An 11,337-nucleotide genomic window follows, 5' to 3' on the forward strand; every position below is an offset into this window, starting at 1 on the left:
TGCCTTTCACCGCCACGCAAACCGGCTTGCCGCGCCCTGATCCGCGCCCTAGTCTGACACAGGGGGGTCACCGGCAGGCGGCGGGGAGATGCATGGAGGCAACCAGCCACATCGCGGCTGCGGCAAAGGACAGGACATCAGCCCGGCGCGCATCCTCGCATGGCGTGTCGCTGCGGCTGCTGGCGCTTGGCGGCTCGGTTCTGGCATGGGTCGCAATTTTTGCTATCGTGGCATCGGTGCTGATCCTGAACGCCCGCCGTGCGGTCGAGGATGAGGCGGGCCCGGCCTTTCGTCTTGCCAACGCCTTTGCCACACTGCATCTGCCTACCGCATTCGAGCGTCGGGACGTGATGGCCGATGCCGCGCGTATCGCGGCCGAGATTGAGGCGCAGCGGCATCTTTCGGCGGAATTGCGTGATGCAGCCGGACGCGCCGTGGCGCTGGCGCTACCGCCGCGCCTGCCGCCTGCAGAGGTTCCCGAATGGTTTGCTGCGCTGATCCGACCCGAACCGCTGCGCGAACTCATCCCCATTGCCCAATATCCCAATGTGCTTGGCGTGATCGAGATACGTACCGATCCTCAGGATGAGATCGCCGAGGCATGGCAGAATTTCCGCCTGATCCTGCCGCTTTTGGCTGCAATGGCACTGGCGGCCATCGCAATCACCATGTCGATCACCGGGCTGGTGCTGCGTCGGCTGGGCCTTCTTGGCGCGGCGCTGGACCGGATGCGTGCAGGCGAGCCGGGACAGCGCGCACCGCAGACCGGACTTAGGGAACTGGCCACACTCAGCGACGGGGTCAATGCGCTGGCCGAGCATCTGGCGGCCGAACAGGCCAAAAATCGCCGCCTGCAAGGCCGGATGCTGACACTGGCCGAGGCCGAGCGCGCCCGCATCGCCAGCGACTTGCACGACAGCATCGGCCCGCAGCTTTTCGCCCTGCAAGCGGCCGTCGGTCAGGCTGGTCGAGCCACCGAAGCCGCAACCGACCCCACGCTTTCCGAAACGCTGGCCGCCGTCTCGCGCCACGCAGCGGCGATCCGCCAAAGCGCCCGCGCCGCAATCGACGATCTGCGCATGGCCCCGGCCAAAGGCGCGAGTCTGGCCGAAATGGTGCAAGAGCAGCTGATCGAATTTGCCGATGCAGCGCCACAGGTCGATATCACCTTCGACTGCCCGTCCGATCTGGCCGAACCGGGCGAGGCCGGGCGGATCGCGCTTTACCGCTTTATCCGCGAAAGCGTGCTGAACGCGTTACGTCACGCCTCACCCTCAACGATCCGCGTCCGGTTGACCGGGGCCAAGCGGGGCATCTTTGCCAGCGTCAGCGATGACGGCAGCGGCCCCGCCGCGCCGGGCCGCACCGGGCTTGGCCAGACCGGAATGCGCGACCGCGCCAGCGCGCTTGGCGGTCGCTACGTGCCGCCCCGACGGGACAGAGATTGGACGCTGACCGAATTTCACCTGCCCTGCCCGCCCGACCAAGGACCTGCCCCATGACTGCGACTGCCCCGATCTCTCCGCCTGCCCCACCGCTGCGCGTGCTGGTCGTCGATGATCACCCGGTCGTCGCCGAAGGCTGGGAATGGATCACACGCGGACGTCTGGAATGCGAGGTGATCGGTGCGGCGACCCCTTCGCAGGGCTGGCGGGCATGGCGACAGCAGGACCCGGATGTGATCGTCGTCGATCTGACCATGGGGGAGGCAAAACTTGCGGGTGTGCGCCTGATCGAGCGGCTGCGCACGGCGGGCGCGACGCAGCCGATCCTCGTCTTTACCATGCACCGCAGCCCGATCATCGCACGGCGCGCGCTTCAGGCCGGATGCAATGGCATCATCATGAAGGATTCGCCTTCGGATGAGATCTGCGAGGCTCTGCGCGAGGTGGCACGTGGCGGTGATTACGTGCCCGCGGACCTTGCCCGCCGCATCGCGCTGATGGATCGGCCCGGCGCAACCCCCGCCCGCCCGCGCCTGACCCCGCGTGAGACGGACATCCTGCGTGCCATCGCCGAGGGGCTTAGCTACCGTGAGATCGCCGAACGCGCCAATATCAGCTACAAGACGGTGTCGAATGTCAGCCAGACGCTCAAGGACAAGCTCGGGGCGCAAAGTTTTGCCGATCTCGTCGTCAAGGCGATCCGCTATCTGGAGGAAACCCGCGACGGGATCTGAGGCATGACACGTTCCTCTCCGCGTCCCCCGGTCGCGCGTCCCCTCATCGGAACCCGCATCCGCGAGCGCCGGCTGTCTCTGGGTCGGCGCCAGACCGAGGTGGCGCAGCGGGCCGAGATTTCGGCCGCCTACCTGAATCTCATCGAGCATAATCGCCGCCCTGTCGGGGCCGGGCTGCTGTCGCGGCTGGCCGAAGCCCTGGATATCGACGCGACCGAACTGGCCTCGGACCACGAAGAGGCACTGGTCGGCGCGCTGCGCGAGGCTGCTGCCCGCGCGGCTGATCAACGGGGGATCACGGTCGAGCTGGACCAGATCTCGGAATTCGCGGCGCGCTTCCCGGGCTGGGCTTCGGCGCTGGCCGGGGCAACACGCCGCGCCGATGCGCTGGAGCGGCGGCTTGTCGCGCTGTCGGACCGCATGACCCGCGACCCCTATCTTTTGGAAACACTGCATGAAGTGCAATCGGCGGTGACCGCGCTGCGCTCGACCGCCTCGATCCTTGCCGAAACCCCCGAGATCGAGCCTGAGTGGCGCGACCGCTTCCATGCCAATCTTGACAGTGACAGCCAACGCCTGTCGCGGACTGCGCAGGCGCTTGTCGCCTATCTCGACAGTTTCGAGGATGAGGCAGTACCGATGTCCCCGCAAGAAGAGGTCGAGGCATGGATCGCCGCAGGCCAGCCATCTATTGCTGAGGCGGCCGAGCTTGCCTCGGATGCGGCGCGGGTAATGGCTCAGGATCTGCTGGCCGCGCAGGAACGTGACCGGGCCGCCCTGCCCGATTCCGCCCTTTCAGCCGTGGTGGCCGAGGCCGGGGACACAGCCGATGACCCGGCCCATATCGCCGCGCGGCTAGGCAGGCCGCTGGAACTGGTGCTGCGCCGCCTTGGCACGCTGCGTCCCGGCCCCTGGGCGCAGGCGGGGCTAATCGTCTGTGACGGCTCGGGCGCGGCACTGTTTCGCCACTCGGCACCGGGGTTCGAGCTGCCACGCCCCGGCGAAGGCTGCGCGCTATGGCCGCTGTTCGAGGCACTGGCCCAGCCGCAGCTGCCCGTCGCGCGGCTGATCGAGACGACTGCTGGCAACCGTTTCGCCGCCTGGGCGGTGGCCGAGCGTCTTTTGCCCATGGGTATCGGCGCACCGGCGCTCAGCCGCGCGCAGATGCTCTTTCGTCCCTCGGCGGGCCGTGACACCCGCCCGGTTCTGGGCGTCGGCCCTGCCTGCCGCATCTGCCCGCGCCCGGGCTGCCCTGCGCGGCACGAGCCGTCGATCCTCGGCCCAGTGTGATTTTGACAACGCCCGCCCGCGTCGCCATGATCGCCGCAAAATTTCAGGAGAGCCGCCCGTGACCGCGACCGTCGATGTGCTGCTGATCGAGGACGAGCCCAGCATTGCCGAAGCGGTCCGCTTCATCCTGTCGCGCGAGGGCTGGCGTTGCGAGCAATGGCCCGAAGGCAATGGCGCGTTGCAACGTATCCGCGCGCTTGCGCCACGTCTGGTCATCCTTGATCTGATGCTGCCGGGCCGCAGCGGGGCCGAGGTGCTTGCCGATCTGCGCGCTGATCACGCCCTGAAGGGATTGCCCGTTCTGCTGCTCAGCGCACGGGGCTTGGCCAACCTGCCCCAGGGCGCCGACCGCATACTGGTCAAGCCCTTTGCCAATGATGATCTGCGCGCTGCGGTGCGCGAGTTGCTGGGGTGACCTTGCGTATGCGCCGCCTGTTTCTTGGCCGCAGCGCCTATCGCAAGCGCCGGCTTGGCGATGCGACCCGGGTGCTGCCCGTGCTTTTCGCACTGCTGACGCTGCTGCCACCGATGTGGCTGCCGCAATACTTCAGCTTTGCGCGCGGCGCGGTCTGGCTGGCGGCAGGCTGGGCGCTGACCATTGCCGTGACCGCCGGATTGCACCGCGCCATCGCCCGCAGCCGGACGGAGGACGAGGATGACGCCTGAAACGCTTGGCGCAGCCTCGGTCGTCTATATGGCGCTGATGTTCCTGCTGGCCCATGCCGCCGATCGCGCCGCTGCGCGCGGACGCTGGCGCTGGATGGACCGGCCAGTGATCTACACCCTGTCGCTTTCGGTCTATTGCTCGGCTTGGACCTTTTACGGCGCGGTCGGCTATGCCACCCGCTCGGGGCTTGAGTTTCTGACGATATACCTTGGTCCTGGCATCGTCTTTGCCGGGGCATGGTGGGGCCTCAGGCGCCTCGTCCGCATCGCAAGGCTGCATCGCGTGACCTCGATCGCCGATCTGATCTCAAGCCGTTTTGGTAAATCTGCCGGGCTCGCCGCGCTGGTCACGCTGATCGGGGTGCTGGCGGCAACGCCATATATCGCGCTGCAGCTGCAATCAGTGTCGATGGCCCTGTCGGCCTTTGCCTCCAGCGGCCATCCTCTGCCCGGCAATGTCACATTATGGGTGGCGGTCGGGCTTGCCGCCTTTGCCATTCTTTTTGGCACCCGCAACCTTGCCGCAAATGAGCGGCACCATGGCGTCGTCATCGCAATCGCTGTCGAGGCTGTGGTCAAGCTCGCCGCGTTTGTCGCCATCGGGGCCTATGTGCTTTGGGGCATCGCCGATGGTCCCGCAGATGTGTTGGCACGCATCGACAACATGGCGGACTCACCCGCAGGAGAAGGCTGGCAGATCCGCCCCGACCGCTGGTTCACGCTGATCCTGCTTTCAGGTGCGGCGGTGATGGTCCTGCCGCGCATGTTCCACGTCATCGTGGTCGAGGCGAGCGACGAAGACCGCCTGCGGCAGGCCGGCTGGGCCTTTCCGGCCTATCTTGCTGCAATGTCTTTTCTGGTCCTGCCCATCGCCGTCGTTGGCGCGGACCTGCTGCCCAAAGGCTCGAATCCCGATCTTTATGTTCTCGCCCTGCCGCTTTCGCAGGGGCGCGAGACGCTGGCGGCGCTGGTATTCCTTGGCGGCTTTTCTTCGGCCATGTCGATGGTTGTGGTCAGCGCCATCGCCCTGTCGACGATGATGGCAAACCACTGGCTTGTGCCCCTGTGGCTTTGGCTGCGACAGGCGGCGCTGTCCGAGCCGCCCCAATCGCGTGAGGATCTCGGCGCGTTGATGCTGAACGCGCGCAGGCTGGCCATCGTCTCGGTCATCGGGGCGGGGTGGCTGTATCATCACATGACTGGTGGCACGACGGCACTGGCCGCTATGGGCACGGTCGCATTCTCGGGTATGGCGCAGGTGCTGCCTGCGATGATTGCCGGGCTGATCTGGCGCGGCGCAACCCGGCGCGGAGCCATCGCCGGGATCGTCGCCGGCACGCTGATCTGGGCTGGCACGGTCTTTCTGCCTTCGCTTGGTCTTTTCGACCATCCCGCCATGCCGGCCGGCATCGACCCCTTTGCAGGGGCGGTGCTGCTTGCGCTGGCGGTGAACCTGTCGCTGCTGATCCTGATATCGCTGCTCGACTTTCCCCAACCGGCTGAGCGGCTGCAATCTCTGTCTTTCGTTCACGCCATCGCACCCGATCCCGCCGCAAGTGACAGCGCGCCCGCTGCACAGGCCGAGGCGCTGCTGACCCTCGCCGGGCGGATCTGGGGTAATGAACACGCGCTTGACGTTTTTCGCAAAGCCTCGGAAAAACAGGGAAAATCCGGTTATCTGCCCGATCTGACGCCGCGCTTCCTGACCGAGTTTGAACGCCACCTCGCCGGCACCGTCGGCGCGGCGACCGCAGCGGCTCTGATGACCCGCGTCGGTGGTCGTGGCGGCGTAACCGTCGCCGATCTCATGGAGGTCGCAGGCGAGGCCAGCCGCGCGCGCGAGGATAACCGCCGCCTTGAGCTCACCTCGGCCGAACTTGCCCGCACAGCCGCGATGCTGCGCGAAAGCAACGAGAAGCTGACAGCGCTTTCCGCGCAAAAGGACGCATTTCTGGGCCAGATCAGCCATGAGCTGCGCACGCCCATGACCTCGATCCGCGCCTTTTCCGAAATTCTTATGGAGCCCGAGCTGCCCGCCGAAGACCGCGCCCGCTTTGCTGGAATCATTCAGGACGAGGCGGTGCGCATGACGCGGCTGCTTGACGATCTGCTGGATCTATCGGTGCTGGAATCGGGTCGCGCACAGCTCAAGCCCGGAGTGATCAACCTTCACGATCTGATCGACCGGGCGTTGGCAGCCGCTGGGGCTGTGGCCGCCGAGCGTGATTTTTCAATCCGTCGCAATCCGATTGCCGAGCATTTGCCGGTGATCACTGACCCCGACCGGCTGCTGCAGGTGCTGATCAACGTCGTCTCGAATGCACGCAAATATTGCGACGCGGCAGAACCTGTGATCCGGATCGAGACCCGCCGCACCCCAAAAGGCTGGACCGAAATCGACATTCACGACAACGGCTCGGGGATTGATCCGGAAAGCCGGGCGCTGATCTTTGAGAAATTTGCGCGGCTGGACGATCCCGCGCGGGCTGGGGGCGCGGGGCTGGGGCTGGCAATCTGCAAGGAAATCATGGGTTTCCTTGGAGGTTCGATCAGCTACCTGCCCGGTCAGGGCGGCGCCTGTTTTCGCCTCTCTCTGCCGTCTCGGCCTCCACGACGTCCGGAAAGTCCTGACGATTTGACGGGTTAAACCTTTTCGCAACCAGTCTGTGCCAATCTGCCCCCAAGGCGGCATCGATTCGGTCAGGCATGAACAATACGGCACAGGAACAATCAGGCGATCCGGGGCGGACAGCGGGGCAAACGGGCGGATCCGCCATGGTCTTGCGTCATTGGATCACTCAGCGCGACCGGATTCGATCAGATGCCGGAACCTCTGGGTATCAGGTTGCCGAACTGCAGCTTGAAAGCGCGGTTGCGACCGCATTCGCCCGCGCTGCTGAAAAGCAGGCGCGGCTGGCCGTGCTGGTCGAAAAGGCTGAACTGGCGCAAACCACCCCGGCAGAGCTGCAAGAACTGCTACCCGAACGCGCGATTCTATCGGTGGTCGAGGGGCGGCAGGACATGCTTGGTGTGGTGGCAATCTGCCCGTCGCTGCTGGGCTCGCTTATCGAGATGCAGGCGATCGGCCGGGTGACGGCACGCCCAATATCACCGCGCAGGCCGACCCGCACGGATGCAACGATTGCCGCAGATTTTGCTGAGACGCTGTTGACCGAGCTTTCTCGTCAATGCGGCACCCATCCTGATAGCCCCGATTTCGGCGCATTTCGCTATCTGACCCATATAGACGAACCGCGCCTGCTGGCCCTGATGCTGGAAGAGGGCAGGATGACCCGGCTAAGTCTGCAATTTCACATCGGCCCGGAAAAGCAGCGTCAGGGCAGCCTGCTGCTTGCCCTGCCCGCCCCCGCCGACACGCGCCAGACTCTGCCCGACCACATAGCTCTGCAGCACATAGAACCAATCGCGTCCCCGCCGCTTGCCGAAGCACGCGAGGTTATAAAAACAGCCAGCACATTGGCGGGGATCGTGCAGGAGACTCCGCTACCGCTTGTCAGCGTCCTTTGCCGTCGCAAGATCAGCCTGAACGAGCTGCGTGCACTCACTCCGGGCGCATTGCTGTCCCTGCCGCGGAACTCACTGAATGAGGCAAGGATCGAATCCCCCTACGGACAATTGATCTTGCAAGGAAAACTGGGCGAGAAAGATGGCCTCCACGCCATCCGGCTGCAGGCTGGTGACAAAGATGGGTCCCCCATCGCTACGGATATCCCTGGCCGTTCCGATGACAACAGCTTTACACAGGCGGTGACGGCATCGTTGGGCACTTCTGCGCGGCAGGCAGAGGATGTATCCATGCTGGCTGACGCGGACCTGGAGGATCCGTTCCGTCCAACCACGCCCCTGACCAAGGTCGGTTAATCGCGATGCCGTTCATGCCTTTTCGTCACAATAGGGCCACATTCAGGCAAAATTGGCCGTTCTAATACCATCACACAGTATGGAATCCCCCGGCAAGGCCAGATTCCCCTTGAAAAATTACCCCTCAGGACGCATGTAGCATGCGCCCGCCACCGGGCGGGGTACCCCTACAGGAGACAACATGGCCAAGGAAGAAATGCTCGAATTTCCCGGCGTCGTGAAGGAACTCCTGCCTAATGCGACATTCCGGGTCGAGCTAGAAAACGGCCATGAGATTATCGCACATATGGCAGGTAAGATGCGCAAGAACCGCATCCGCGTCCTCGCCGGCGACAAGGTTCAGGTGGAAATGAACACCTATGACCTCACCAAGGGGCGGATCAATTACCGCTTCAAGTAAGGGCACAGACGCTCTCGCACGCGAGTTGATTGCAGCGGGCGCGTCAGAAGATGCGACCGCCCGCGAGGCGCATGATGCCCAGTCGCCTGCTGTAAAAATGCAGCGTCCGGCACCTGCCTTGGTCCTGGGGTCGGCCAGCCCGCGCCGGCTTGAGCTTCTGGCGCGGATCGGCGTTACTCCTGCCCATATCCAACCCGCCGATATCGACGAGACACCTCGTCGTGGTGAGTTACCGCGCGATTACGTCCGCCGCATGGCCCGCGAAAAGGCAGAGGCGCTGATCAGCTCGACCAATGACGCAGTCTTATGCGCCGACACAGTCGTGGTCGCGGGCCGTCGAATCCTGGGCAAACCCACCGATTTGGCAAAGGCGCGGTGCTATCTGCAGCTTCTCTCGGGTCGCCGGCATCGGGTTCTGACTGCTGTCACCCTTGCCCATGACGGGCGGCTGCGCGAAAGGCTGGTCGAAACGGTTATCCGTTTCCGCCCTCTGACCGCCGGGACGATCGACGAATATCTTGACAGCGGCGAATGGCAGGGCAAGGCGGGCGGCTATGCCATTCAGGGCCGCGCGTCTGCCTTTGCATTGTGGATGCGAGGCTCTTACACAAGCGTGGTCGGGCTACCGCTGGCGGAAACGGCCAGCCTGCTCGCTGCAATCGGAATTCAGGGAAAGATGGCATGAAGGGGCGCCAGATCGTTCTGGGACAGGTCTTTGGTCGCGAAGCGGCCGCGCTGATGCTGGACGGCCGGCTTGAGGATCTGCTGATCGACCTTGGCGATGCGATGCCGCTCGCCCCCGGTGCGATCTGCCGCGCCAAGGTTGATCGGCTGGTCAAGGGACAAGGCGGCGTGTTTTTGCGCCTGCCTGACGATGCGCGCGGCTTTCTGCGTGACCGCAGCGGTTTGCGCGAGGGGCAATCATTGCTTGTGCAGGTCAGCGGCAGCGCCGAAGAGGGCAAGGCGATTCCCGTCTCAACCCGGCTGAATTTTCGTGGCCGCCATGTCATCGTGACCCCGGGCGCGCCGGGCGTGAATGTCTCGCGCCGCATCCGTGATGATGAGCTGCGCGAAAACCTTGTCAGTCTGGGCAAAGCCGCATTAACAGAAATCACCGACCCGCCCGGCATTGTCTTTCGCTCAATTACGGCAGAGGCGGCCGAAGATGAGATCAGCACTGAACTGGCTGAGATTCTTGAACTTGCAGCTGCTATTCTAGCCGACCGGGAGGGGCAGCCCGAACTGCTGCTCGATGCACCTGCGCCGGCTGAGCTGGCCTGGCTGGATTGGGCGGATCCCGCCCCGGACAGTGTCGAGGACGGCCCCGACGCCTTCGAAATTACCGGGGCCGAGGCGATGGTCCAGCAAATGCTGTGTCCGCGCGTGGATCTGGGCGGCGGCGCCTGGGCCGAGATCGAGGCCCTGCGGGCGCTGGTTGCGATCGACGTGAACACTGGCAGTGACCATTCGCCTGCTGCCGGGCTTAAGGCCAATATCGCCCTGGCGCGGGACCTGCCCCGTCAATTGCGTCTGCGCGGCCTGGGTGGCCAGATCGTCGTCGACTTTGCCCCGATGCCCAAGCGGGATCGCGGGACGCTGGACCAGGTCCTGCGCGCGGCCTTCCGTTCGGAAACGACCGAGACGGTGCTGATCGGCTGGACCGCGATGGGACTTTACGAGATCAGCCGCAAGCGTGACCGTATCCCGCTGACGCGGCTGGCCAGAGCGGAGGACAAGGCATGAAATGCCCGATCTGCGGCAAGCCCGCCTCAGAGCGTTATCGCCCTTTTTGTTCGCGCCGCTGCGCCGATGTCGATCTGGCACGCTGGCTGCGGGGCGACTATCGCATCCCGGGCGAGCCGGTTGTTGATCCTGACAAGGAAGAGTGAAAAATTTCGCTTTTTGGCACTGGACACCGGCGCGGCACTGCCCTAACAACGCGCCTGTCCAAAGCAGAAAGCTGCGGGCCCGGATAGCTCAGTTGGTAGAGCAGCGGATTGAAAATCCGCGTGTCGGTGGTTCGAATCCGCCTCCGGGCACCATTTTTTCAATAACTTAGCATTTGCGACCAAGCCGAAGGTATCACCCATGATATCAGGTTGCTGTTCTGGTCTCGTTCTGTTCATTTTCTTTCTCCCACGCCTGCCGAGCTGTTGCCGCTGTCGCGAGGGACTAGCTTTGGCACAAACGCGCATTAGGTTGCGGACAAAAAAATTCCGCAGGGCGCGGCGCAACTGTCAGGATCAGGAAATTGTTCTTTCGGCTAACAGTCGCGATCCAGCCGCGCACATTGTTGAAGCGCAACATACAGAGGCCGGTTGAACTTGAACAGCTCCAAGTGAAACCGGCATTCCGGCGAAGGCCAGACCCCACGGCGCAGACGCTTTAGCTGCATGCCGAACGTCTTGGAACGGCGCGCGCTGCGCTCGGCAATCCATCTGGTTATGTAAGTCTTGAAGCGCGGCACACCATCCAATTCATGGACATGCGCCACTGCGACAATTTCCTCTGCGGTGAACCATTCGGAGTCGTCGCCTCTGACCTGCAATATTCCGGAAGCGCGACGTCTACCTCTGCGTCCAGATACTCCCACAACGCCTAGTCAAAGGCTGTCCAGTGGTATTCAAGCGCACCGCCGCCCCTTTGGCCCTCCCGCTTTCGACACAGTTCCGACGGCGGGCCTGCGCCATCATCGCCCTTGAGCTGTTTCGTCATGCCCCAGCGGGTCGCCGGCACTCCAAGAACCTGATGGATTTCGGCCAATTTAGCGGCTTCGCCAGCCGTAAACCATTTGCAGGCATCATCCTTTTCCGCCGCCATCAATTTCCTCTTATCAGCTTGAGTTTGACCAGCATCTTGGCGGCGTCCTCGACGTTCGGCAACGCCACACCTGTCAACGGCGGAGCAAAAGTCGGCCGGG

Annotated in this window: 12 protein-coding genes and 1 tRNA gene; all 13 read left to right on the plus strand. The window is 64.0% G+C overall.

Translation table 11 applies throughout. From position 1 onward, the window contains the following. Positions 1 to 92: 92 nt before the first annotated feature. Positions 93 to 1,502, plus strand: coding sequence for a LapD/MoxY N-terminal periplasmic domain-containing protein (locus PARACOCCUSGL_RS0113310; RefSeq protein WP_010397420.1), 1,410 nt, complete (start codon positions 93 to 95; stop codon positions 1,500 to 1,502). After that, a complete protein-coding gene (locus PARACOCCUSGL_RS0113315; protein WP_010397422.1) occupies positions 1,499 to 2,179 on the plus strand; it encodes a response regulator transcription factor in 681 nt (226 codons plus the stop codon). The genes PARACOCCUSGL_RS0113310 and PARACOCCUSGL_RS0113315 overlap by 4 nt, the downstream gene beginning before the upstream one ends. 3 nt (positions 2,180 to 2,182) lie before the next feature. Beyond that, a complete protein-coding gene (locus tag PARACOCCUSGL_RS0113320; protein WP_010397424.1) occupies positions 2,183 to 3,469 on the plus strand; it encodes a helix-turn-helix transcriptional regulator in 1,287 nt (428 codons plus the stop codon). A gap of 58 nt (positions 3,470 to 3,527) precedes the next feature. After that, positions 3,528 to 3,884: a response regulator transcription factor gene (locus PARACOCCUSGL_RS0113325; protein ID WP_010397426.1), complete on the plus strand. Its 357-nt coding sequence runs from the start codon at positions 3,528 to 3,530 to the stop codon at positions 3,882 to 3,884. 8 nt (positions 3,885 to 3,892) lie between these two features. After that, entirely contained in the window at positions 3,893 to 4,135 is a 243-nt protein-coding gene (locus PARACOCCUSGL_RS0113330; RefSeq protein ID WP_010397428.1) for a hypothetical protein, read from the plus strand. Then, positions 4,125 to 6,782, plus strand: coding sequence for an ATP-binding protein (locus tag PARACOCCUSGL_RS0113335; protein WP_010397430.1), 2,658 nt, complete (start codon positions 4,125 to 4,127; stop codon positions 6,780 to 6,782). The genes PARACOCCUSGL_RS0113330 and PARACOCCUSGL_RS0113335 overlap by 11 nt, the downstream gene beginning before the upstream one ends. Positions 6,783 to 6,910: 128 nt before the next feature. Further along, positions 6,911 to 8,017 (plus strand): FliM/FliN family flagellar motor switch protein, encoded by a 1,107-nt coding sequence (locus tag PARACOCCUSGL_RS0113340; RefSeq protein WP_010397432.1) that lies wholly within the window; start codon positions 6,911 to 6,913, stop codon positions 8,015 to 8,017. A gap of 181 nt (positions 8,018 to 8,198) precedes the next feature. Beyond that, positions 8,199 to 8,417, plus strand: coding sequence for a translation initiation factor IF-1 (infA, locus tag PARACOCCUSGL_RS0113345; protein ID WP_010397442.1), 219 nt, complete (start codon positions 8,199 to 8,201; stop codon positions 8,415 to 8,417). Positions 8,418 to 8,514: 97 nt separating this feature from the next. Continuing rightward, positions 8,515 to 9,102, plus strand: coding sequence for a nucleoside triphosphate pyrophosphatase (locus PARACOCCUSGL_RS0113350; protein ID WP_029372240.1), 588 nt, complete (start codon positions 8,515 to 8,517; stop codon positions 9,100 to 9,102). Then, positions 9,099 to 10,160, plus strand: coding sequence for a ribonuclease E/G (locus PARACOCCUSGL_RS0113355; RefSeq protein WP_010397447.1), 1,062 nt, complete (start codon positions 9,099 to 9,101; stop codon positions 10,158 to 10,160). The genes PARACOCCUSGL_RS0113350 and PARACOCCUSGL_RS0113355 overlap by 4 nt, the downstream gene beginning before the upstream one ends. Continuing rightward, positions 10,157 to 10,306: a DNA gyrase inhibitor YacG gene (locus tag PARACOCCUSGL_RS0113360; RefSeq protein WP_010397450.1), complete on the plus strand. Its 150-nt coding sequence runs from the start codon at positions 10,157 to 10,159 to the stop codon at positions 10,304 to 10,306. Before PARACOCCUSGL_RS0113355 ends, PARACOCCUSGL_RS0113360 begins: the two co-directional genes overlap by 4 nt. A gap of 77 nt (positions 10,307 to 10,383) precedes the next feature. Further along, a tRNA-Phe gene (locus tag PARACOCCUSGL_RS0113365) sits at positions 10,384 to 10,459 on the plus strand. A 574-nt stretch (positions 10,460 to 11,033) separates the two neighbouring features. Continuing rightward, a partial coding sequence (locus tag PARACOCCUSGL_RS21810; RefSeq protein WP_138918349.1) for a hypothetical protein occupies positions 11,034 to 11,337 on the plus strand: 304 nt, incomplete at its 3' end.

Source organism: Paracoccus sp. TRP (genome assembly GCF_000185925.1).
GTDB classification, from domain to species: Bacteria; Pseudomonadota; Alphaproteobacteria; order Rhodobacterales; family Rhodobacteraceae; genus Paracoccus; species Paracoccus kondratievae.

Bases quoted from the DNA above. Each gene is read 5' to 3' on its own strand.
- PARACOCCUSGL_RS0113310 (WP_010397420.1), top strand. From the start codon at position 93: ATGGAGGCAACCAGCCACATCGCGGCTGCGGCAAAGGACAGGACATCA.
- PARACOCCUSGL_RS0113315 (WP_010397422.1), top strand. From the start codon at position 1,499: ATGACTGCGACTGCCCCGATCTCTCCGCCTGCCCCACCGCTGCGCGTG.
- PARACOCCUSGL_RS0113320 (WP_010397424.1), top strand. From the start codon at position 2,183: ATGACACGTTCCTCTCCGCGTCCCCCGGTCGCGCGTCCCCTCATCGGA.
- PARACOCCUSGL_RS0113330 (WP_010397428.1), top strand. From the start codon at position 3,893: ATGCGCCGCCTGTTTCTTGGCCGCAGCGCCTATCGCAAGCGCCGGCTT.
- PARACOCCUSGL_RS0113335 (WP_010397430.1), top strand. From the start codon at position 4,125: ATGACGCCTGAAACGCTTGGCGCAGCCTCGGTCGTCTATATGGCGCTG.
- PARACOCCUSGL_RS0113340 (WP_010397432.1), top strand. From the start codon at position 6,911: ATGGTCTTGCGTCATTGGATCACTCAGCGCGACCGGATTCGATCAGAT.
- infA (WP_010397442.1), top strand. From the start codon at position 8,199: ATGGCCAAGGAAGAAATGCTCGAATTTCCCGGCGTCGTGAAGGAACTC.
- PARACOCCUSGL_RS0113350 (WP_029372240.1), top strand. From the start codon at position 8,515: ATGCAGCGTCCGGCACCTGCCTTGGTCCTGGGGTCGGCCAGCCCGCGC.
- PARACOCCUSGL_RS0113355 (WP_010397447.1), top strand. From the start codon at position 9,099: ATGAAGGGGCGCCAGATCGTTCTGGGACAGGTCTTTGGTCGCGAAGCG.
- PARACOCCUSGL_RS0113360 (WP_010397450.1), top strand. From the start codon at position 10,157: ATGAAATGCCCGATCTGCGGCAAGCCCGCCTCAGAGCGTTATCGCCCT.